The 22,446-nt window shown below is 31.0% G+C and carries 19 protein-coding genes; 5 read left to right on the top strand and 14 right to left on the bottom strand.

Annotation, left to right across the window (positions count from 1 at the left end):
* Positions 1-118: 118 nt before the first annotated feature.
* Positions 119-1,120 (top strand): helix-turn-helix domain-containing protein, encoded by a 1,002-nt coding sequence (locus J2Z44_RS14410; RefSeq protein WP_209649722.1) that lies wholly within the window; start codon positions 119-121, stop codon positions 1,118-1,120.
* 243 nt (positions 1,121-1,363) lie between these two features.
* On the opposite strand, the gene J2Z44_RS14415 is transcribed toward J2Z44_RS14410, so the two are convergent.
* The 5 genes from J2Z44_RS14415 to J2Z44_RS14435 form a co-directional block, all read right to left on the bottom strand.
* The gene (locus J2Z44_RS14415; protein ID WP_021285129.1) at positions 1,364-3,151 is read right to left on the bottom strand and encodes a S8 family peptidase; all 1,788 of its coding nucleotides are present in this window, start codon (positions 3,149-3,151) and stop codon (positions 1,364-1,366) included.
* A gap of 270 nt (positions 3,152-3,421) precedes the next feature.
* On the bottom strand, positions 3,422-4,216 hold the full coding sequence (locus J2Z44_RS14420; RefSeq protein ID WP_021285128.1) for a DUF975 family protein: 795 nt from the start codon (positions 4,214-4,216) through the stop codon (positions 3,422-3,424).
* 38 nt (positions 4,217-4,254) lie between these two features.
* On the bottom strand, positions 4,255-4,782 hold the full coding sequence (locus J2Z44_RS14425; RefSeq protein WP_021285127.1) for a GNAT family N-acetyltransferase: 528 nt from the start codon (positions 4,780-4,782) through the stop codon (positions 4,255-4,257).
* Positions 4,783-5,034: 252 nt separating this feature from the next.
* Positions 5,035-5,739: an HAD family hydrolase gene (locus J2Z44_RS14430; protein WP_021285126.1), complete on the bottom strand. Its 705-nt coding sequence runs from the start codon at positions 5,737-5,739 to the stop codon at positions 5,035-5,037.
* Positions 5,740-5,774: 35 nt separating this feature from the next.
* Positions 5,775-5,981 carry a DUF1648 domain-containing protein gene (locus J2Z44_RS14435; protein WP_021285125.1) on the bottom strand — a complete coding sequence of 69 codons (207 nt, stop codon included), beginning with the start codon at positions 5,979-5,981 and terminating at the stop codon, positions 5,775-5,777.
* Between the two features lie 586 nt (positions 5,982-6,567).
* On the opposite strand from J2Z44_RS14435, the gene J2Z44_RS14440 reads away from it, so the two are divergent.
* Positions 6,568-8,058, top strand: coding sequence for a sensor domain-containing diguanylate cyclase (locus J2Z44_RS14440; protein WP_021285124.1), 1,491 nt, complete (start codon positions 6,568-6,570; stop codon positions 8,056-8,058).
* Positions 8,059-8,239: 181 nt separating this feature from the next.
* On the opposite strand, the gene abc-f is transcribed toward J2Z44_RS14440, so the two are convergent.
* Positions 8,240-10,078 carry a ribosomal protection-like ABC-F family protein gene (gene abc-f / locus J2Z44_RS14445; protein ID WP_209649724.1) on the bottom strand — a complete coding sequence of 613 codons (1,839 nt, stop codon included), beginning with the start codon at positions 10,076-10,078 and terminating at the stop codon, positions 8,240-8,242.
* 659 nt (positions 10,079-10,737) lie between these two features.
* On the opposite strand from abc-f, the gene J2Z44_RS14450 reads away from it, so the two are divergent.
* Positions 10,738-12,693 carry a M28 family metallopeptidase gene (locus J2Z44_RS14450; RefSeq protein WP_209649726.1) on the top strand — a complete coding sequence of 652 codons (1,956 nt, stop codon included), beginning with the start codon at positions 10,738-10,740 and terminating at the stop codon, positions 12,691-12,693.
* Between the two features lie 89 nt (positions 12,694-12,782).
* Here J2Z44_RS14450 and J2Z44_RS14455 read toward each other — a convergent pair whose 3' ends face one another.
* The 4 genes from J2Z44_RS14455 to J2Z44_RS14470 all read right to left on the bottom strand — a co-directional run bounded on the left by J2Z44_RS14455 (position 12,783) and on the right by J2Z44_RS14470 (position 15,805).
* The gene (locus J2Z44_RS14455; protein WP_021285119.1) at positions 12,783-14,153 is read right to left on the bottom strand and encodes a DUF4179 domain-containing protein; all 1,371 of its coding nucleotides are present in this window, start codon (positions 14,151-14,153) and stop codon (positions 12,783-12,785) included.
* Between the two features lie 14 nt (positions 14,154-14,167).
* Positions 14,168-14,701 carry an RNA polymerase sigma factor gene (locus J2Z44_RS14460; RefSeq protein ID WP_021285118.1) on the bottom strand — a complete coding sequence of 178 codons (534 nt, stop codon included), beginning with the start codon at positions 14,699-14,701 and terminating at the stop codon, positions 14,168-14,170.
* Positions 14,702-14,959: 258 nt separating this feature from the next.
* A complete protein-coding gene (locus J2Z44_RS14465; protein ID WP_021285117.1) occupies positions 14,960-15,517 on the bottom strand; it encodes an NUDIX hydrolase in 558 nt (185 codons plus the stop codon).
* 81 nt (positions 15,518-15,598) lie between these two features.
* Positions 15,599-15,805 (bottom strand): hypothetical protein, encoded by a 207-nt coding sequence (locus J2Z44_RS14470; RefSeq protein WP_021285116.1) that lies wholly within the window; start codon positions 15,803-15,805, stop codon positions 15,599-15,601.
* A 582-nt stretch (positions 15,806-16,387) separates the two neighbouring features.
* On the opposite strand from J2Z44_RS14470, the gene J2Z44_RS14475 reads away from it, so the two are divergent.
* Positions 16,388-16,906 carry a DUF6241 domain-containing protein gene (locus J2Z44_RS14475; RefSeq protein ID WP_209649728.1) on the top strand — a complete coding sequence of 173 codons (519 nt, stop codon included), beginning with the start codon at positions 16,388-16,390 and terminating at the stop codon, positions 16,904-16,906.
* 210 nt (positions 16,907-17,116) lie between these two features.
* Positions 17,117-18,292 (top strand): class I SAM-dependent rRNA methyltransferase, encoded by a 1,176-nt coding sequence (locus J2Z44_RS14480; RefSeq protein ID WP_021285113.1) that lies wholly within the window; start codon positions 17,117-17,119, stop codon positions 18,290-18,292.
* Between the two features lie 226 nt (positions 18,293-18,518).
* On the opposite strand, the gene J2Z44_RS14485 is transcribed toward J2Z44_RS14480, so the two are convergent.
* The 4 genes from J2Z44_RS14485 to J2Z44_RS14500 form a co-directional block, all read right to left on the bottom strand.
* Positions 18,519-20,963, bottom strand: coding sequence for an ABC transporter substrate-binding protein (locus J2Z44_RS14485; RefSeq protein WP_021285112.1), 2,445 nt, complete (start codon positions 20,961-20,963; stop codon positions 18,519-18,521).
* A gap of 377 nt (positions 20,964-21,340) precedes the next feature.
* Positions 21,341-21,880 carry a hypothetical protein gene (locus tag J2Z44_RS14490; protein ID WP_021285111.1) on the bottom strand — a complete coding sequence of 180 codons (540 nt, stop codon included), beginning with the start codon at positions 21,878-21,880 and terminating at the stop codon, positions 21,341-21,343.
* A 2-nt stretch (positions 21,881-21,882) separates the two neighbouring features.
* Entirely contained in the window at positions 21,883-22,110 is a 228-nt protein-coding gene (locus J2Z44_RS14495; protein WP_021285110.1) for a PF20097 family protein, read from the bottom strand.
* 36 nt (positions 22,111-22,146) lie between these two features.
* Positions 22,147-22,317 carry a hypothetical protein gene (locus tag J2Z44_RS14500; RefSeq protein ID WP_021285109.1) on the bottom strand — a complete coding sequence of 57 codons (171 nt, stop codon included), beginning with the start codon at positions 22,315-22,317 and terminating at the stop codon, positions 22,147-22,149.
* Positions 22,318-22,446: the final 129 nt, after the last annotated feature.

Here is a 22,446-nt window from a genome sequence, read left to right on the forward strand (position 1 = left end):
AATCATTATCATATCAATAGTAGCATCTAATTTAATTATTTTTACATCTGATTAAATTATTCTCTTGAATAAGAATTAAATTCTTTATATAATATTGTTCATTATAAGGAGGGGCTTTATGATAGTAAAATCTAGTGAAGAGTTCAAAGCAGCAGTTTTAAATGCATTATCCTTTAGTAAATATGAAAATGAAAACTACACTTTATATACAAATAAAAAAACACCTGAACTAGGTTATTTCATTAATTACTCACGAGAGGGTTACTACAATTTAGGTATTGCAGACTATACCATACCTAAAAACTTTTCTATTTCTTTTAATAACCCTGAACATTTAGTACGTTTTGGCTTAGTTTATAAAGGCATTACTGAGTTTAAGCTTGAAAATAGTCCAGTATCCTCTTTTACTCCCTCTTCTTTTTTTGTTGTTGAAAAGGATTTAAAAGGTGAACAGCATTGGAAAAAGGGGCAACATTTTCATGGAACAGAAATAACTATTTATGAAAGATACTTTACTGAGGTTATAAAACCTAACTTTGCAAATATCATAGATTTTGAAACCTTTATTAAAAATTATACCTATATCTATCTTCCCTTAAAAATCGTTGAAGTTATTCATGACCTCCAAAGTTTAGCTCATGAAAATTCTTTAAACAGCCTCTATCTGGAGAGTAAGATTTTGGAGTGTCTAGGTATTTTAATAAATGAAGTAACTAAATCTCCTGAAAATGCTTTTACAAATCAAATTAATTATGGAAATATTAATATTGGTACAAACAGAATAATCAAACTAACTTCTTCTGATATAAATGCTATTCAAAAGGCTCATGATATTTTAGAAAAGAATTATGTAAGTCCTCCTAATATTACTGCTTTAAGTAAGATAGTATTTTTAAATGAACAAAAATTAAAAGCAGGCTTTTCAAAGCATTATCATATGTCCATTGGTGAGTATATCAATCATATTAAAATGACTGTTGCAGCTAATCTTTTATCTACAACAGATTTAAGTGTAGAGGACATAGCTAGTAAAGTTGGCTATAATTACTCAGCAAACTTTTCTAAAATGTTCAAAAAAACTTATGGAAAAACTCCGTTGAAATTTAGAAAAACAAAGTAATTATATATTCTATTTTTTTAAATTTGGTATCAACTTGAAAGTTATATGAGTGCTATAGTCTATACAATAAAATTATTATCTATTTAGAAATAAAAAACTGGAGTTTTCCTCTAATTAGGAAAACTCCATTTAAATAATCCAATATTTATTTCTTTGCATTCTTATAAATTTCCCAAGGTATGCTAATATAAATAGGTGCTTTTTCTGTAACCCTTTCATAATTACATTCCTTATGTCTTTCTGTTAATTGCTGAAACATTTTTCAATGCTTAAAACACCAAAGCCTACTTCTTCATTTGGGTAAGTTTTCCCCCGTTCTCTTATAGCTCCTTGAATAAGATAACTTTTTATTTTAGCAGCATATAAACTTAAATCATTCATTTCTACTATACCCCATTGATATAAAAGAGCCACTACGCCAGTTAAAATTGCTCCAGATACTGCTGAACCACTAACTACAATTGGATTATTATTTAAATCTACAGATAATACATTTTTGCCTGGTAATGATATAGTTGGAATTATTCTATTATCTGCTGTGAAGCCTCTTCCTGAGTCCTTCATTATAGTATTTGCTGCTTCATCATAAGAAGATGTAACTATTATGTTGTTTGCTGTGGCTGGTGTCATTAGAGTTGTATAGGGGGTAGACTCCACAAGTCCTGTACTACCTACAGAGAATTCCTTTTGCTGAAGCCAAATATTTACCGTTCCATAAACGGAATACCTCTTTTTTACTTTTATTTTCCATACCCCACCTACCACATTTCTCATTACAAAATTAAACTCCTGGGTTCCTGTTATTCTTCCTTCTAAAAAATACTGAACAAAAATCGAAGTGCCTCCTAGCTCAACAGTTACCTCTTCACCATTAATAGGTTCAAGGGGAATGTTAGATATAGTTTCTCCTGTAGGTGATGTAATTCCAATAGAAACTTTATCTGGTATAGAATAATATATGGAGAAAAATATATTTCTTTGATTCTCATCTACATTTATTGATATTTCCTTTTCTAAATCCTTATCTGAGAGAGTAACTTTAAAACAGATAGGACTTGCCCCCTGATTTGCCGTGCTTGTCACCACTGAAAATGTCCTTCTTTGTGTAAAAAAGTCAACATACCGCTCTCCTAGAGTACTTCCATCATGAGCTCCAAGATTAGTTCCTATGGATAAAAACATAACTAGTGGTTTATTTATCAGTTGCTGCATTTGATTTAAATACCTTCCTGAAGCAGCTATATCAACACTATCATACATGAGTCCTTTATAATCCTCTAACCCCCAATGAATTTTATTTATCATCCGAGACTCCTTCAGTTTTACTACGATAAATTCGCAGTTTGGTGCAACACTTTCTACCAAATCATCACCATTAAGCTTTCTTCCCCCTATTATATTAGCTATAGTGGTGCCATAACCAACTTCATCCTTATGCCTCACTATATCATAGGGATTTTGCCCTATCTGGCTCGCTAGTATTGCTCTGTCTATTTCTTCTCTATTATATTCAGTACCATAAAGGAAGCTTTTAGGAACTGGTCCGACGCTTATACTTTGATCCCAAATGGATATGATTCTAGTCTTCCCTTGCTTATCCATAAATCTTGGATTTAAGTAATCTATCCCTGTACCAATTAATCCTACTACAACTCCTGAACCATCCAAAGGAACATTTCCTTTGCTTATAGCAGTTAAGTCAGGGGTCTCATCACTTTTCTCCAAATTTAATAAAGTATATGGAAAGCTTCTTTCTATGTTTGTTATCTCAGGAAACTCCTTAAGAAGTTGACTCAAAGTTCCTTTTCTTACAAAAATAACTGTAAAAAAAGCATTTATCAAAAAAGCACGAGCATAATCTGTAGCATTAACTTTTCTAGCAAAGTCACCAATGTATTCAGCAAAATAGGTTTCATAGTCTTCGCCATAAAGCAGTTGTTTACCCTCTTCTACAGTAAGTACATTCTCATTAACAGGTTCCCCTGCTTCCCTATAAATTACCTTAGAAAAAGCCCTATCATAATCTTCCATACTTTTCATCACCTCTTTATTTTTTAGCATTGTTTTTAAATCTTTATAGTTTTATCTTATATATGCTATGATGCCTAAGAGGCTTTTGTTCAATATTTATGAAAGTTGCTACCTTAGTGGAAATTCCCCTGTAACTTGAGATAATGGCATTTATTCACACATTTAAAAACCTTTATTAGAGCTCTTTTAAGCAAAAGTCTGCATTTTTAATATAAATAAGAAATACCCATAGGAAAAAGGCATTTACCTTTCCCTATGGGTATAATTTTTCTACATTAATCTATCATTTATAAAAAGTTCATCATAATTGCAAAGCCCTTTATTTAAAGCATTTTGTCTTAGTACTAAATATAACTCTGCTTCTGTAGCATCTTTATATGGATTAACAAATAAACCACCTAGTCCAAAAGCTAATGCACCTAATAGGTACCAACCTAAAAATGAAAGATCAAATACAAATATATTAAACTTTTCACCATCAGTCATTTGTACACTTAGTTCTACTGCACGTTTATATCCGATATTAGGATTATCAGCTAAAATATAAGGTACCATTCTATAAGCATAAGCCTTTATAATTCCCGGAATTATAAGCAGTAAGAACCATAAGAAGTTAAGGAAACCTCTCCATAACATGGTTAGCACTATTCCTTTATATCTTTCACTATTAAAAGCATAGCCGATATTATTCATGTCAGCATTATTTTGTGCCCCTTGCACAAAGTAACGTCTTCCCCCAACCTCAAGTGGTGCTCCAAGAAACACTCTTAAAGCTAACATAACTAAGAAAACGATAAGTCCAACACCTAAAATAATAGCAATTATAGCCATTATATTGCTGTCAAAATCCATATTAAAGTTGAAGTCTCCATTAAAGTCTGTACCAAAGTCTCCAAAATTACTGAAATCTCTTCCATCAAATCTTGACTTAAAGTTTGATTTCATCTTATAGCTGCTGTCTCCTCCAACCACAATAGCAATGACTAAGCTAACTATAAATGCCTTCCAATATGAAAGCTTCAGCACCTGCTTTGCCCTGTCTTTTAAATCTGCTCTAGTCCACATAATTTTCCTCCCCATATTTTTACATGAATATCATTTTATTATATGAATTCTTCCCTTAAGATAGAATAACAATAATCATCATAAGTTTCTCCACTAAAATGAGTACTTGCTTTTCTTAAGATTCCTTCAAATTTAAAACCACTCTTTTCAATAACTCTTTTAGAACGTAGATTAAAAGGATAGTGATAGCAGGAAACCACCTTTACTTCTGTTTCAGTAAATAAATACTGCAAAACTCTTTTTACGGCTTCCACCATAAGACCTTGGCCCCAATAATCCTTTGATAGTACATAGCCTATCATTTTGCTATTCATTCCTCTTCTCTTTGAGTCATCATGATGTCCTAAGGAGCCAATGACCTTCCCACTTTCTTTATCTACTATGGCCCATACTTCCTTTTTTTCTATGAAACTTTTAAGTATGGTTAGTGTAAAATCTTTATTTTCATGAGGTTTCCATCCTGCATTAGGTCCAACTTCTGGATTTCTTGCATACTCATAAAAATCTTCCAAATCCTCTAATTCCCATTGCCTAAGAATTAGTCTATTAGTTTCTAGAGTCTTCATAAATCCTATCCTCCTTTCTTTAGCCATGTTTTAATTGACATGACTTTAAATTTATCTTTAAGTCACATTGCTCATTTTAAAATATAGGGATCCAGAGTTAAAACTTAACTTATACAGGAGTCCTACACTGGTTCCCTTAAGGGTTTATCATGATGAATAAGTTAAAATTCTATCATGGAACCCTATAGCACTTAAAAAAATTAACTATTTACTTGAAAATCATTAACTAAACCTATAGAGATTAAAAATTTCCTACTTACCCTCAAAGCTCTTAAGTACTTCTTCTAATTCATATAAGGATCTTATTATTGGATACTTACTTTCTATAGAATAATCCTCATATCTATCAATAAGTACTGGAATCATTCCAAACTCTTCAGCCGCCACTAAGTTACTTTCACTATCATCAATAAACACAGCTTCATTAGGTGATATACCAAGCTCCTCCACGGCTAGTTTAAATAGCAGTTTTTCTGACTTGTAAGAACCATAAACAGAGGACATTATAAAGGTTTTAAAATGCTCCCGTAAATTCTTATTTATAAAAACTCTCTCTAAGGATGGCCAGGTATCTGATACTATACCTAACAGGTAATTCTCACTTAATTTCTTTAACATTGGTTCTACATCTTCAAAGAATAAGAACTTCTCATCATTTTGTACATTATCTTTAGTTAAGCTATGAATTATGTCCTCTGAAATTTTCTCATAGTTTGATTCCTTTAAAAGAATTGTATAAAACTCTTTAAACAGAGCATATTCCTCTATTTCATCTTTAACTACTTTAACTGAATCAACATAGGCATAAGCTTTATCCATTGCTACTTCAAAGCTGGGCACTTCAGCATCCTCTTCTTTAGTTCCTAAGATTTTGTGAAAGTTTGGTGTTATAAACCAATGTCCTGTTGCTGGCACATTTAAGGTTCTGCCAGAATCAAATAATATCCCCTTAATCATAAATCCCACCCCAAAATTAATTTTTACTTATATTTTTATTTTCTATGTTTTATTTCATATGACTTAAATACCGCATAAGGCAGTAATGCTAGTAGAAAAATAAATTCTTTATTCATGTAGGAATTTACTTTACCATCAAATCCAAATTGTCTTGGGATTTGTGGTGGTAAAAACCCATATGCTATGGCTGCAATTACTATTGGTATAGCTATAACTAGAATGTCTCTTTTATTAATTTTCAAAATACTCCCCTCCAGTAATTATTTAAATCTAGGTTCACTAGAAAATTTACAAAAACTAATTTATAGAATGCACTAAAGGCACTTTATAAATATATGTAGCTCTATTTTTATTCTCTTTAATATAAGCTTCTTAAAACTATCTTATAACTCATAAGTAATATTACAACTTATATATATCATTAATTATTTCCTAAAAAGCTCAGCATCTATATTATTTAAGTTTTAGAATTTGTACCTAATGTAAAATTTCACGGATAACTCTCTAATATCTAAAAGCTTAATAACACATTCTAAAATTCTGCAACTTAAAAATATAAATAAAATTATATACATTATACCATAAATTAACAAAAACTGCATCAAATATTCATTTTATTAGATTATTCTACAATATTTTACGTTTTAATATTTAGCTACCATTTTTCACACTTTTCTAGCAACTCAAATCTATATTATTAATACATTATTATTTTAAATATTGTAGAAATATACAAGTAAACTTTGCATATTGCAATTTTAAAACGTATTTACAGCATATTCCTGTGTTATAATAAGTCTAGTTTGGTTAAAGGGACGGTTCACATTTATGGGGAAATTATTTAATAAGTTGAAGATTAATTTAAATATGTACAATGTGTCAAACTATAAAAAAGAAATTGAAAATATAAACTGTACCTTAGGTTTGCAGCACATAAGAATCCTTTCTTTATCACTGTTAGTTGTAGCCTTACTTTATTTTTATGCAGATTGCGTGATTTTTATTGGTGTTGAAGATAAGATTTTTAAAGTAAACTTATTCTCAATTCATATCATAAGTGTTATTAGCTCTATATTATTTCTGGTTTTTTACAAACAATTATTAGCTCATCGTTGGGGGATAAGATTCTCCATGTTAATTGTAAGAAGCTATATCTTTTTTACCTTGCTCATTTCTGCATTAGCTTCGTTAAACAGTCAAAGGCTTACTGGTAATATAGATGCCTATATAGTTGCTATTCTTGTATTAGCAGTTCTTTTTCCTATTGAGCCTTTATTTATGATTTTTACCTTTACCATAAACCATATTTTGTTTTTAATAGGGCTTACATTTATGAGCCATGATCCTTATAGTTTAATATCAAAGGAAATAAATTCAACGGCTATGATGGTAGGCTCTTTAGTATTTTGTTACTCTTTATATAGATATAGGGTTAAAGAACTTATTACTAAAAATCAGTTATCCCAAAGTGAAGGTAACTTTAGAAAAGTATTTAATTTAAACCCTCTACCTATGTTTATAGCACGATATGAGGATGGAAAAATTCTTATTGCTAATGATAAATGCTCTGAGTTTTATGATTATTCTAAGGAAGATTTTCATCAAATTTATGTTTATGATCTATATACAGATAAGGCTGATAGAAAAATTATACTTAACAAACTAGATAACAACATCAAAGCCGAGAACTACATTGTTGAACACCAAACTTCTTCCGGAGCTAAAAAGTGGGTTATTGCAAACTATGAAATTATTGAATACATGGGCGAGAAGTGTGTGCTTACTAATGTGACAGATATAACTACACTTAAGGAAATGGAGAACGAATTATTATCTCATGCCTCAACTGATGTGCTCACTGGTGTGCTTAATAGAAGAACCGGAGTGGAAGCTCTTAGAACCCTTATTAGCTCAAAAGACTCTTCTAGAATTTCTTCCATATGCTTTATAGATATTGATGGTCTTAAAGAAGTTAATGATAAGTTTGGTCATAATGAAGGAGATTACCTTATCAATAAGGTTTGTTCAGTTATCAAAGAAACCCTAAGTAATGAGGGAAGTATTTTTAGATTTGGTGGAGACGAATTTATTATTTTACTTCCTGATAAAACTGAGAAGGAATCAGAAGCTCTATGGTGTAAAATTCAGGCCAAATTTTTAGAAATCAACAACTTAGGCATTAAGCCTTATAAAGTAGTTACAAGTCATGGAGTAATTGAGTTCACTGGTACCACTAACTTATCAGTGGAGGAACTTCTTGATTTAGCTGATAAAAAAATGTATATAGAAAAGAAATATCATAAAAATAATCCTAGGTAGGGGTAATTCCTTTCCTAGGATTTTTATATTATTATAACTAAATTAATCCGCTTAGTTTTACATAACATTTTTTATTAACAAATAAATTGTTCCGAAGTTATAGGCTTCCTTGGTGAAAGTTTAATTTATTCAGCATGAATGAAATTCATGTCCTACTCATATTCTATTGTTAGTTAAATATTTAAGTAGAACTAAGTTCCTTTTTCTGTTTTATTAGCTGATTAAATCTCATATCTAGCTCTTCATATTCCCTAGACCCCATAGCATATTTTGAAAACTCTCCCAAAACAAAGGCTATCTCATTTTCAATAAGAAGTTTTTCCTCTTTTATTTTTCTCTCATCAATAACCATAGCTTCCTGCTTTTCCTTGTTTATTCCTAGGGTGAAACTGTGCTGTGCTCCCTGATCTAACCCTTCTAGGTATTCCTTGGCACTTCCATTAACTCTAACTATTTTCTTATCCTTAAACACTAGAAGTACATCACAAAGGTTTTGTAACATATATCTATCATGAGATACCACAAGAATAGTTCCATTGTAATCTAGTAAAGCCTCCTCAAGCTTTTCTCTGCTATAAATATCTAAATGATTTAATGGCTCATCTAGAATTAACAGCTCTTCATTGTTTAAAATTAACTTTGTCATTCGAACTCTGGTAAGCTCTCCAAGACTTAATGTTCCAACAGGTTTATTTATCATTTTTTCATCAAAACCCATATTAGCTAAAAGTATTCTTATTTTTCCTTGCTCTTCTCTTGATGCAAAATTGAATAAATCTATTACCTTCATGGTTTTGTCTACATCAAGGGTCTCTTGGCTTAAATACCCCTTTTGTACTGAAGAACTTATGAAAACTTCCCCCTTATCTAGAGTGTCTTCCCCTAGTAAAATCTTTAAGAAGGTAGTCTTACCACAACCATTATCTCCGAAAATACCTACTCTTTCCCCTCTTTTTACGTAGAAGGAACTATCGCTAAAAAGAACTCTGTTTCCATAAGCCTTTTCCATGGACTTACCCTCTAGTATTCTTTTCCCTTTTAGACTAGCCTCCTGAAATCCAAAGTTTATTTTTTTATCTTCCTTTGGTTTTTCAACTCCAGTTACCTCTATTTTTTCAAGTCTTTTAATTTTAGACTTTATCTGCTTATCCTTTTTCTTAGCTTTTTTTCTAAAGTATTCCTTCTTTCCAAGTCCTAACTGTTGCTTTTTCCTTGAATCTCTATGAGCCTTGTCTGACCAATTACCAAGCCTGTCAATCTCTTCTCTGATTTTCTCCTTTGTTTCCTCTTGCACTTGATATTGATGAAGCTGATTTTCATACCTTCTCTTTTTTTCTTCTCTATAAAAACTGTAATTTCCCTTATAGATTTCTGCTGTTCCATCCTTTATTTCAACAATTTTATTTACTGTTTTATCAAGGAAGTATCTGTCATGGGATATGATTAAAATAGTTCCTCTGTACTTTCTAAGCTCCTGAATAAGCCATTGTACTCCACCATAATCCAGATGATTAGTAGGCTCATCAAGAATAAGAAAATCTGGATTTAATGCCCATATACTAGCTAAGGCAATCTTCATTTTCTCTCCACCGCTTAAGTTAGAAAGTCTATTTTCTTCCCACTGACTCACCTTTTCCATTCCTAGTTCACTAGATATTTGATAAAAGTCTTCTTTAAAACTCACTACTTCTTCACTATAGTTGAAGCTACCTTCTCCAAGTTTTTCGCCCCTGCTGTCCTTGGGACTTAAAATTTCTTCCCTACCTTCAAAGGTTCTATGGGAATAATTCCCCTGTTGATGCAAATATCCAATCTCCACATCTTTTTTATACCAAAGAATACTTCCCCCATCTAAACCTAAAGTTCCATATATGATATTAGCCATGGTAGTTTTTCCTGCTCCATTTATTCCTACTAAGGCTAATCTGTCCCCTTCTACTACCTCAAAATTTATATCCTTTAAAATAGTTGTTTCTCCAAACTCCTTTTTAACTTTACTGCAACTAAATAGTACTGCCATATATATCACGCTCCATTACTTCTAAAAATTAAATTATAGTTAAGAACCTAGTTATCTTCTACAGGACAATCTAGCTGCTAAAGAGATTAATTTATGAATTAATCTCTAATAGCCCTCTATAGACTAAAAGTCCACGCAAAAAGACTGTCAATGAACATAGTCCACTAACAGCCTAAAAAAGCGCATAAAAAAACTGTGACAGCACACAGTAAACTAAAGGTTATTCAGACTTTACTATTGTTCTTAACTAATAAGTTTAAAAGACAACAAAAATACAAACAATTTCCCTGGAAATTATTTTACATATTTATCTCCTAAACTCCCATATTCAATTAGGCTAGTTAGTTAAAAACATATTATTCATGTCTTTCTCCCTTCATGTAAAGAATTTGATATTCTAATCTAAATAAATGTTATCACACTATTTCGAAAACTTCAAGTAAATTTTTCTAATTTTAGTTAATTGTATACTTGCATAAAAATAAAACTAGTTTGCCTCTTTTATTGTTGCGCACATTCCATATATCTGGTAAAATTATCTAAGGCACAGATATAATTTTATAAAAGAGGATATCTTATCACAGTCGCGAGCATGACTAAAATATGAATTTATAAAGGGATAATAAATTATTATCCCTTTATTTTATAGGGGGAGACTTATGAAAAAAAAAATAGCATTATCCTTAATTTTCCTTTTATTAATTATAACAGCTACTGGCTGCAATAAAAACTCTAATTTAGTTGCAAATACCATTAATACACTAACTTCTGATAAATATGCAGGCAGGGCAATTGGTAGTGAAGGAAACAAGCTAACAGAAACCTATATAGTAGATAAGTTAACTTCATTAAAAATTGATACCTATAAAGAAAGTTATCTACACAGCTTTGAGGGCAGTAGTTATATTCCAAAGGACCAATCAGTAACTATGAAAATAGTATTAAACAATGGCAAGGATGTTAAAGAGTTAACCTATGGAGATGACTTTTTAGTGAATAGTGCTACGAATCTAAATGCTGAATACTCTTTATCTAGTTCTATAACTAACGAAAAGAATAAAATTTCACTCCTAAAAAGTATTTCGGAAATATTAAATCCTAATATTGGTAATATAGCTATTGTAAAGCAAGATGCCTTAAGTAATGGCGTATTAACTGAAGAGAAAAATAAAATTGTTATATTTGTAAATGAAGAGGTTTATAGTCTATGCGAAAACAATCTCGATGCAAAGATTAAAGTAGACTTTTCTTTTAAAAAATCTACAATTGCAATGAATAATATCATAGGGAAAATCCCTGGAAAAGATTCTAGCAACGCTATAGTAATTTCCTCTCATTTAGACCATGTTGGTTCTATTGGAAATAATATATGGCGTGGTGCTTTAGATAATGCCTCTGGTGTTGCTTCAACCTTATATATAGCTCAGTACTTAAAAGAAAACTTTGAAGCTCCTCAATATGATATAGTTTTTATATTTTTCAATGGAGAAGAGACATCCCTTTTAGGCAGTAACTATCTAGTTCCAAAATTAAAAAAGGACTATGATAAAATACTAAATATTAATATAGATTGTATTGGAACAAAGGCTATAGATACCCTGTTAATTGGTTCAAGTAATGAGGAATTTAGAACCACTACAGTAGACTTTTTTAATTCTCAAACTCTCAATTCAAAGGCTATATCAAATGCTATTGGAGATGGTGGAGCATTTGAAAGTAATGGAATTCCATCAATTTCACTAATAGATAATGAATTTGAAAATAAAATTCATATTCTAGATGATACATCTAAGAATATATCTTTTAATAGAATTGAAGAAATAAGCAAAATATGCAGTAATTTAATAATAGATCAAGGGGATAAGTTACTTGAAAAATTTTCTTTAAAAACTAGTTCCTCACTAAAAGAAAAATCTGAAGTCATTTCTAGTTTTTCAATATCTGAGGATGAATTCAAACAATGGGAGTATAAATATGTACAAAATGGAAAAGTTCTTATTCCTGTTGGTAAGAACTCTTTGAACCTTGACATATCGAACTTTGAAACAGAAAAAAAACATTTAAGTGAAGACTTGTTAAATATTTTTAGTCTTAAGTTTCAATTAAAACCATATACACTTTCTAATAAACTTCAATTTAAAGCTCCAAAAGCATCAAAAGATCATGAAGCTGAAAAGATTTATACTTTTACTCCTTCAGAAAATAACTTTCTTGCTTTGGATAGTAATCTTTTCAATTCTAATACTGAAGAATTGCCACGTTACTTTAGGGCTAATTTATCTAGATATCTAAAATCTATTAATTCTGACGTAAACTTATATAACAAATACTTAAATAACGTCTTAACATTAGATTATGAAAAGCGATCTGATAAGTTTGAACCAATTACAGTTAATGGAATAAATGGTCAAATTCTTTATAATTCTAAAACACCTAATCAACCCACAGGATTAGTATTATTTATTGAGAAAGATAACGGCTTTTATACCATTCATATTAAAGATGACGCCTTTACTTCATCATTCTTTGATTCAAAAGAAGACTTACTAAAATTAATTACTAGTACGGGTATTTTAGAATGGTATGGAGAAATAATTAACAACTTCGAAAAATAAAAAGTTTTACATGCTACCGATCTCCTAAGCATACAAAAAGAACCCCTGGAGTTCTATTTCCAGGGGTTCTTTCTATAATAAACTTTAAACTACTCTAAATCTATTTTTATCTGCTGATCATAAAGTAATTCTACTTCACCATCAACACAAGTTTCTATTTTAGCAATTCCCGAAAACCTCATATCTTTATTATAAGAAGTTATAGTTTGAGTGTACCTACCAGTATTTCTGTCCACAGACTTTGTAATTGCGCCCTTTCCTCCATGAACTTCATTGCCATCCTTATCATAAAACATAAAATCACATCCATCTTCTACATATCCTTCATAGTGGTAAGTAATCTTAACTTTATTTTCAATACACTCCAGGTTATCAATTACTATGGTTGACCCTTCTGATGCTTTTAAGGTTGCAGGAAGTGTAGTTACATCTCCCTTTAATATTTTCATTGGCACTCCCTTTCTAACTTTTACGGGAACTAAAGTAAGCGATTTAGTATCCTTATTTGCTCCTAAAAATTCATAGCCATTTGTGGCCTTACCAACCACTCCTACTCCATCTGTATTTAACACGTGAAGAGAATTCCCTTTATCATCAAACAGCGCAAAACCTGGAAACATGCCCTCCCCTTCTTTTGTTATTTCAGTTAAAAGTATTTGATTTCCTAAGGGTGATATGGACACCTTATTTACAGTTATATCATAGGTTTTATTATCAACATTAATGACCCTATTAGCATTTGGGGTTACAGTTTTAATATCTTTAACTATTTTGCTCTTATCAATAGTAGTAGAAATACTCCAATTACCTTTAGTCTTGAAAATATTAGTAGTAAATATCTCTAGCTCAGAGTATAAACCTACATCTGTTCCTAATATATTTTCCCTTATCATTACTTTAAGCTTATTGTCATTTTCAAAGTAAGCTTCCATGTTATTATTGTTTCGTAGTCCAAGTTCCTTGCCATCTATCTTAAAATTCAATAATGGGGCAGCAGCAAAGGCAGCAAAAACAGGGTTATCAATCTTTGGAATAGGCTTATCACTTTCAACTGTTAAAAATAGGTTTAAAAAGTTGTCATCAGCCGCAAGATTGTCTAAAGTAAATTTAATTCCTTGATCCTCTGAAGTTATTCCTACTGTACTGTTAAACTCCTCTAATACTTCTTTGTCCGCTTCATATTTAAATCCACTATTACTCTTAGAGTCTTTTTCACCAAAATAAGATAAAAGATTTTTAACAGCACTAGCTACCCTTGGTGAATCTATAGCAAATACAGTAGAAATGGTTAAGCAGCTTATTATTGCTACTGCTATTACCATCTTAAAGGGCATTGTCCTTTTAGTTCTAACCTTGGGTAAATTCTTCAGTACATTATTTATTTTATTATCAATGGTTGGAGGAAGCATCCAAGCTTCTTTTTCTATTCTTTCTTTTATTGATTTATCAAAACTATTCATCTATCATCACTCCCCTACTGATTTTCTAATATTGTTTTAAGTTTTGCCTTAGCTCTACTTAATCTGGATTTTACTGTGCCTTGGGAGATATTCAAAACTTTTCCAATATCCTTTATAGTCATATCTTCATAATAAAATAGGGTTAAAATAACTCTAGAATCTTCGTCCATGTTACTTATCAAACTAATTAAATACCCTTCAGTGTTGTCCTCATATCTTAAATTTAAAGCTTCCATATCTTCCTTTAACTCAATTCTGCTACTTTTTCTTATGGTTGAATAACATTCATTTACTAAGATTTTCATTAACCAGGGCTTAAAACTAGCTGCTGACTTTAATTTGTGAAGATTCCCATATGCCTTTAAAATTGTTTCACTAATTATATCTTCAACTTCAAAGTCATCTTTAACAATACTTTTTGCAAGTCTATATAATGCTACTTTATTATCTTCAATAAGGCTTATAAATCTATTTTCATCTATAGTCTCAATACTTTCCTTCTTACTACTAGTCTTGTAAAACTTTAATATGTTATTTGTTAAATTCACTTGCTTCCACCTCCTACACTAATAAGATAATTTTGTAAGGAAAAAGGTTCCATTTAATATAATATTTAATGCAGTTAAGTTAGCTTAAAATTAAATCATGCGTTATTCTATCTTTACAAAAGTTCAAACCATAAGCCAACTTGTTCTTAAAACTCTATCTAATTGCCCTTCCACCTTTAAATTAAATAAAATTACATTCTAGAATCTATAGAAATAATAAGGAGCTAGATTCTAACTTCCTAGCTCCTAAAATATAATTTATAAGTTTCTCATCTTCCTAATTATCTTATTATAAATTTCTTCTATGTAAGGCTCACTGCAATGGCTACTGATCTCCTCAAGAGTAATCCACTTAACTCCACTATTTTCATCTTCCTTAATTACTAAAGCTTCAGTTTCATCACCTTGAATCAAGTAAGTAATGTTTAAATGCAAATGTGCAGACACATATTTTCCTTTTTTAATGTGCCCTAGCACTGGTATGATATCTAAAGAAATAATGTCTTTAACAACAGGCTCTACATTTTTAATTCCTGTTTCTTCCCTGGTCTCTTTTATTGCAACTCTTAATAAATCATCTTCTCCATCAGCATGACCACCTGTCCACCCCCAAGAGTCATATATATTATGATATATCATGAGTACTTTATCTCTAGTTTTATTTAACACAAAAGCAGAACTAGTCATGTGGGCAAGACCATTTTCCCTAGTTAGTATGTTCTTAAAATTATCTATTGCTTCTAAGATTATTTCCTTATCCCTTTTTTCTTGCTCATCATAAGGATTATAATTCTTTATTTCTTCAACCCAGTTCATTTTACCACTCCAATTCATCTATAAGTAACATAACATGTTCACTTCATCTATGCTTTTATAACAGGTAGGACTTCTTGTTTATTAAGCCTTTTTACCTTCATTTTTCTTCTCTTCAACGTGCTTTTTCCATTCATATTGCTCTATGGTTTCCTTAGCAACCTCTCTCATCATTTTCTTTAATTCATCTGAGCTTTCTTTTATAGCACGCTTTACTATGAATTTAATAAAAAGATAAAATAGATAAATAGGTATTGCAATGATTATAACCTTCATAATAAATTCTATCACTTCCTATAACCCCCTCAAAATTATTCACCCTATTATTTAAAATAATCCCCAATATCTCTGGGTAGTTTGTATACAAAAAATTTTTTAAAGTTATTTTACTAATCCTTCTATTTACTACATATATTATAACATACCTTATTAATTTATGGTTAATTTTAAGAGCGTTTTTAATTTATTCTAGTAATTTATATCTATAATTAGGGGAACAATTATACTTATTAATTATTACAACTAAAATCCTTTTATATAAGTTTATATACCAAGTAATTGGAATTTATTTCAATTATTTTGCCTTACAAATATTGTAAAACGATCTAAGTCATGTAATAATATTATTAATACTTTATTTTTATAAGACAAATTTAAGAAATTCCTGTTTTTATGTACTTACTTAGTAAAACCTTAGTTTATTTAAAAAGCCTTAAGAGAACCAAGGTAGATTCCTGTATAAGTTAAGTTCTACCTTCGATTCTTTATATAGACATTTTTATTCAGTGCATAAGATTTTTTCAATTTAATATAATGCATCTTTTAAAAATTTGTTAATTTATTTACTTAAACTTCTGAGGGGAGAATTTTTTTATGAGTAAGAGTACGAGAAATTTAATTATTGGTTTTTTTGTAGTACTAATTTGTGCCTTTGGTATATGGCGAGCTTATGAATTTGGCTTTAATGACCTTTTAGGTATTGTAGAGAAAAAAGCTGAAGAAAAGAAAACTGAAGAGCAGAAAAATGAAGAAGCAGCAACTCAGCCTCCAGTGCTTTCTGAAGCCATGTCAAAAATCAAAAGTGAAGAAGATATATTAAATGCTATGCATTCTATGGCTAATACTTTAATAGTTCCTGTTGATGGTCAAATATGGGGAAAAGAACCAATCACTAAGGATAAAATATCTCAACTTATTAGTATAGTTGACAATAGTAGCTCTTCACATAAGGAAGAACTTTTATCTATTTTAAACAAATGGAATAGCGGTGACTTTAGCACTGCGGTAGAGGATCATAACAAGGTTTGGAAGCTTCTTGGTGGCACAGTTGGCAAAGCTGCTAATGTTAACGAAGAAGGAGTAAAGGAAACCCTTGCTAACCTTGGCAACTAAGCTTCCACAACTCCAAAACATTTATTTTATAGCCATTGAGGAAAGCTCTAGGTTAACGCCTAGAGCTTTTATGACATATTATGCGCACCCCTGGGGTAAAAAAAATTATTGCATTATAACCTTCATATCATTATACTAGAATAAGTCAAATTAGTTAGGTATCTTTTAAAATACTATCAGGTATTTCATATATATTCAGGAGGCGCTATAATGTCATGTAAATTTTATTTATATAAAGGAAAAGGTAAAAACGCAGAGAATGGACATCTTTGGATTTATACCACAGAAATAGAACAGTATGATGGTGAATATGAAAATGGAGACATAGTTGAAGTTTATAACTTCAGAGGAGATTTCATAGGAAAAGGATATATAAATGATGCTTCAAAAATTACTATAAGAATTATGACAAGAGACATCAATGAAGAAATAGATGAAGAGTTCTTTAGAAAAAGACTTCATGCAGCTTGGGAATATAGAAAAAAAGTAGTTGAAACTTCTAGCTGCCGTTTCTTATTCGGAGAAGCAGACTTTGTTCCTGGACTTATCATTGATAAGTTTGAAGACTACTTTGTTATTCAATCTCTAGCCCTTGGAATAGACAAATATAAGGATATAGTTGTCAAGCTACTTGTGGAGGAGTTTGGAGCTAAGGGTGTTTATGAGAGAAGTGATGCTAAAGTTAGAGAACTTGAAGGCATGGAGCAAACTAAAGGCTTCTTAACTGAACCTTTTGATACCATGATTACAATCACTGAAAATGGTGTTAAATATTACGTAGATATTGAAAATGGTCAAAAGACAGGGTTCTTCCTTGACCAAAAGGAAAACAGAGCAGCAATTCATAAGCTTTGCAAGGATGCTACGGTTTTAGATTGCTTTACTCACACTGGTTCTTTTGCCCTAAATGCAGGTGTTGCTGGAGCAAAATCTGTTCTTGGAGTGGATATTTCTGAGCATGCAGTAGATTTTTGCAGAAGAAATGCAGAGCTTAATAACCTTCAAGATACAGTAAAATTTGAGTGTCACAATGCTTTTGATGTGCTTAGAGAATGGTCAAAGGAAGGCAGAGAATTTGATGTTGTTATCCTTGACCCACCAGCCTTTACAAAATCTCGTTCTACAGTACAAAGTGCTACTAGAGGTTATAAGGAAATTAACCTTAGAGGAATGAAGCTGGTTAAAAGAGGGGGATATCTTATAACTTGTTCTTGCTCTCATTTTATGAATCCAGATTTATTTAAAGAAACCATTGCAGATGCTGCAAGAGATGCAAGAGTAACCTTAAGACAGGTTGAATTTAAAACTCAAGCCCCAGACCATCCAATTCTTTGGAACAGTGATGAATCTTATTACTTAAAATTTTACATATTCCAAGTGGTTTAACAACGTTTTGGAAGCTGTAAGTCTGCCATCTTCTAAGGTGTCTGCTTAGCAAACTTGCAGTTGCTCAGCCTAGTCAAGTTAATTTGGTGTAACAAACTGTGTTTGTTATATCTAAATCTGCTTCCAAAGTTGTTAAACAAAATGAACTTGTTCATTATTTAATTCAACTATAAAACCCTGCTAGGTTTAATTATTCTAGCAGGGTTCTTATTATTAATTACAATTATTATTCTTTTATAATGTTATCATATTTAACCATAGCCAATGGTGAAATCCTAATATTAAATATATTTTCCTTACTGCACACCGCATTTTGTGGATGCAGCACTGGTATTACAGGAATATCCTCATGGATAATTCTTTGAATTTGTTCATATAAGGCCTTTCTCTTGATTGGATTTGCAGTAGATTTAGCCTCATTTAAAAGGCTCATTAACTCTTTATTGTCATATCCACTAAGGTTTGAAACACTTCCTGGAGAGAACAATGGTTCAATGAAGGCAGATGGGTCTAAAGTATCGGCATACCATCCATAGTAGAACATGTCCCCGTACTTATAGGCCTCTTCTGAGGCAAAGACTTTAGACTCAACAATTTTAAATTCACAAGGTATTCCAACAGCCTTCAAATCTTCTTCTACGTATTTTAATATGGCCTGTACATTGTTAGCACATAAAATCTTTAGTGGTTCTCTAAAAGAAATATTCTCTTTTTTCAATAACTCCTTAGCCTTATTAACATTATATTCATACTCACTTATATAATCGTTACCTACCAGGCCTGCTGGAATAACAGCTTTAGCCCTAGAAGCTAGTCCCCCTTGTAATTCCTTAATTATTCTATCCTTATTAATTGCATGACTTATAGCTTTTCTAATATTCTTTCTCATGTATACGGAAGAAGTATTCTTTAACTTAAACCCTAAGTAAAAAGTAGCTAGTAGGTCATAATTTTTCATAGTTTTAAAGTAAGGAGTTTCCTTAATTCCATCTACTTCCTTCTTCCCTTGTACCAAGTAAAAATCACGATTTCCTTCTATAAACTCTTTTAAGTTTTCACCTTTATTAACCACTAACTCTAACTTATCACAATAAGGTCTTCCTCCTATATAATTTTCAAAGGCCTTTAACTTTATTACTTCATCATTAATATCCTCGATGATATAAGCACCACAACCAACAATCTTTCCTTGTTTTAAGGCCTCACTTTCTAGAATAGCGCAACAAGCTTGAGGTAAACTTAAGAGAAAACCACTGAAAGCAAAAGCTAGTTTTATTGATAATTTAAAGTCTCCCAAAACTTTTATTCCGCTTAAACTAGTTGTCTCACCATTCATGAATTTATCTGCACCCTCTATAGCATTAATAAACCACCCGTTAGGAGACTTAACCTTTGGTGATAGCAATCTTTCTAAAGAATTTTTCACATCATTAGCTGTGACTTTTTTGCCATTATGGAATGTTACATCATTTCTTAAGTTAAAAATCCAAGTTACTCCATCATCCTCTACATACCAACTCTTGGCAATGGCAGGAAGAACCTCTCCAGAATCACTAGATCCTAATAACCCTAAATGAACATTGGACAATATTCTTATCTCTTCCATTACGGTAATCATTGCTGGATCTAAAGTTTTTAGTGGATTATTTACTCCAAAAGTCAACTGGGTTTCAGGTGACATACTCTCGGCATCATTTATTACTAAAGCTTTTCTAGCTTTATCTAATAATTCAGATACCTGTAATAAAGCTGTTATGGATGCCTTCATAAATTGAGTATTCATAAGAGCACTTTCTACCATAGTCATTGACTTTTCCGAGCTTTCCATCATCTCCCTTGAAGATGAAATAACCCCATCTAAACTGCTAGTTTGTACTTCTAGGGCATTATTAATTTCATTAGTTATATTAATCATTTCACTTATAGCTTGTTCAACATTTTTAAAGGCAGTGTTAGTTTTTTCTGCAATAGTTGTGCCCTCATTTACTTTGCTGCTGCTAACTTGCATAGCATTTACAGTATTACCTATTGATTTATTTATATCATTAATAATATTAGAAATTTGTCCTGCTGAATCATTGCTCCTTTGAGCTAATTTTTTTACTTCTTCTGCAACCACAGCAAAGCCACGTCCTGCATCTCCAGCTCTTGCTGCCTCAATTGAGGCATTTAGTGCTAACAAATTAGTCTGCCCTGCTATTTCTTTAATTATGTTAATAATACTATCAATTTGAGAAGACTTAGTTTTTAGCTCATCTATTTCATTTACCACTGAAGATACTGAGGTTTCTATGTGTTTAATTGCTTCTATGGTGCTATTAACAGCTTTACTTCCTTCGTTAATAACTGTTAGGGTAGAGTAAGCTGTTTCTGCAGAATTTGCAGAGCTTGCTTGCACTTCTTCCGCCATAGCTGAATAGCTGTCAATTTCTTCTACCACTTTGTCAATTAATTTCACCTGTTCTTCCACTCTATTTGAGATAACTTCAATGATGCTTATTAAGCTATTGCCTTGAAATTCTGTTTCCCTTAACCTATGTTGTAACCTATTAAAAACTCTTTTTTCATTTTCTTTCATTAAATCTAAGTTTGATGAGGATTCATCACTATGTATTTCTTTTTCATGTTCCGTACTGATATTATGTATTTCTTTCTTCTTTCTCCCAAACATTTTACTATCCCCCTACCTGTTAGTATTTGTAAAACCGTATTTCAAATACTTTAACATAATTATACTTGTATTTAGAAAATTTTTCAATTATTCATAATTCAAAGTCTATTTTCATTGTTCAAATTACTTTTTTGCCAAGTACTGTCACCTAGTGTAAAACTTTCATTCCTTATAAATTAGATTAAAGAAAAAAGCTAAAATAGCCCTTCACTACCTTAGCCCTTTTAAACCATAATTAATTTTTACTTATTTTCTCTACATAATTTCAATCTATTTCTTCGTTTTACAGTTATTTTATAAGCTCTCAAAATAAAAGTTACTTTTCATTTTTCCCAAAAAATCTTGAGTTACGATATAATCCCCCAGATATATTAAAGTTACATAAGCATATCAAATTTGTTAAATTCGTTAACCTTCCACTGATTGCCTTCCTTTGACATAAAGAATCTCTTAGTAATGGTTTTTTCAAATTCTTCATTTTCTTTTCTATTCTTTGTAACTATAGTAAAAGTAACATCGTATCTTAATATACCATCTTCTTGTATGCTTATAAATTTAGGTTTAATATTTTTTACCTCAATAAGAGTATCCATCGATGATGGTTTTATAAGGGTAGTAAGATGTATTCTCTCTGCAGTATAAACACGAAATCCCTCTTTTGTCATGAAACCTTTCATCGCTTTCGCATCTTTATCAAACTTAGCTAAGTATTCTTCAGTAATTCCATCCACTTGATATTTATTAAATCTATCTATTTCTTCACTGGTAACAGTATAATGGCTATTAATGAACTTAATCAAATTTTTCTCTCCTGGTTTTCTTCCTGATAAGTATATAAGTGTTAGCGACGAAACCAGAATTAATCCTATTACAATTATTGATATTTTAGATTTCTTGTTAAATTGAAAAGTTCTCATAATTACTGTAACTCCTTTCTATTAATAATTATCTTTTCACAGTTATTACAATAATGAGAAGTAACTTCACAGTTAATCACACTGGCTTTATCTAAAACTATGCAATCCTTTTTCATTATTTTGGAGATTAATCCTCTTTTCTTATTTTTTTCTACCCAAATTACACTCTTCCTTCCATCAGCTTCAATAATACCTTCCTTCATTTCTTGGTTGCAATATGGACATATCATAACCACACCTCCTATATAAATAACTGATGATTATTCTTACACACCTCGATCTTCTTCCTTCTCTTTATCTTCCCCGTCTATATTCATAGCAAATGCTGGAATTGCCATTGCGAATAATGGATATGAATCTTTTGTTACATATATAGCTATAGAAACTGCAATTGCTGTGACTATCCAAGCTATTGCCAACATTGTTGTCTTTTTCATAAGTTTCACCTTCCTATTAATTATTATAAATAATAGCTTATCCTGGGTAACCAACATCAATAAATGAATTGTGGTCTATTGAAGTTGTTTATTTTTACAAGCCAATAAATTATCATTACTATTTAATAC

Source organism: Clostridium punense, assembly GCF_017874425.1.
GTDB classification, from domain to species: domain Bacteria; phylum Bacillota; class Clostridia; order Clostridiales; family Clostridiaceae; genus Clostridium_J; species Clostridium_J punense.

Excerpts from the sequence above, each read along its gene's own strand:
- J2Z44_RS14420 (WP_021285128.1), bottom strand. The coding sequence starts at position 4,216 with ATGTGGACTAGAGCAGATTTAAAAGACAGGGCAAAGCAGGTGCTGAAG.
- abc-f (WP_209649724.1), bottom strand. The coding sequence starts at position 10,078 with ATGGCAGTACTATTTAGTTGCAGTAAAGTTAAAAAGGAGTTTGGAGAA.
- J2Z44_RS14410 (WP_209649722.1), top strand. The coding sequence starts at position 119 with ATGATAGTAAAATCTAGTGAAGAGTTCAAAGCAGCAGTTTTAAATGCA.
- J2Z44_RS14455 (WP_021285119.1), bottom strand. The coding sequence starts at position 14,153 with ATGAATAGTTTTGATAAATCAATAAAAGAAAGAATAGAAAAAGAAGCT.
- J2Z44_RS14475 (WP_209649728.1), top strand. The coding sequence starts at position 16,388 with ATGAGTAAGAGTACGAGAAATTTAATTATTGGTTTTTTTGTAGTACTA.
- J2Z44_RS14465 (WP_021285117.1), bottom strand. The coding sequence starts at position 15,517 with ATGAACTGGGTTGAAGAAATAAAGAATTATAATCCTTATGATGAGCAA.
- J2Z44_RS14415 (WP_021285129.1), bottom strand. The coding sequence starts at position 3,151 with ATGGAAGATTATGATAGGGCTTTTTCTAAGGTAATTTATAGGGAAGCA.
- J2Z44_RS14495 (WP_021285110.1), bottom strand. The coding sequence starts at position 22,110 with ATGATATGTCCATATTGCAACCAAGAAATGAAGGAAGGTATTATTGAA.
- J2Z44_RS14480 (WP_021285113.1), top strand. The coding sequence starts at position 17,117 with ATGTCATGTAAATTTTATTTATATAAAGGAAAAGGTAAAAACGCAGAG.
- J2Z44_RS14430 (WP_021285126.1), bottom strand. The coding sequence starts at position 5,739 with ATGATTAAGGGGATATTATTTGATTCTGGCAGAACCTTAAATGTGCCA.
- J2Z44_RS14440 (WP_021285124.1), top strand. The coding sequence starts at position 6,568 with ATGGGGAAATTATTTAATAAGTTGAAGATTAATTTAAATATGTACAAT.
- J2Z44_RS14490 (WP_021285111.1), bottom strand. The coding sequence starts at position 21,880 with ATGAGAACTTTTCAATTTAACAAGAAATCTAAAATATCAATAATTGTA.
- J2Z44_RS14425 (WP_021285127.1), bottom strand. The coding sequence starts at position 4,782 with ATGAAGACTCTAGAAACTAATAGACTAATTCTTAGGCAATGGGAATTA.
- J2Z44_RS14485 (WP_021285112.1), bottom strand. The coding sequence starts at position 20,963 with ATGTTTGGGAGAAAGAAGAAAGAAATACATAATATCAGTACGGAACAT.
- J2Z44_RS14450 (WP_209649726.1), top strand. The coding sequence starts at position 10,738 with ATGAAAAAAAAAATAGCATTATCCTTAATTTTCCTTTTATTAATTATA.
- J2Z44_RS14500 (WP_021285109.1), bottom strand. The coding sequence starts at position 22,317 with ATGAAAAAGACAACAATGTTGGCAATAGCTTGGATAGTCACAGCAATT.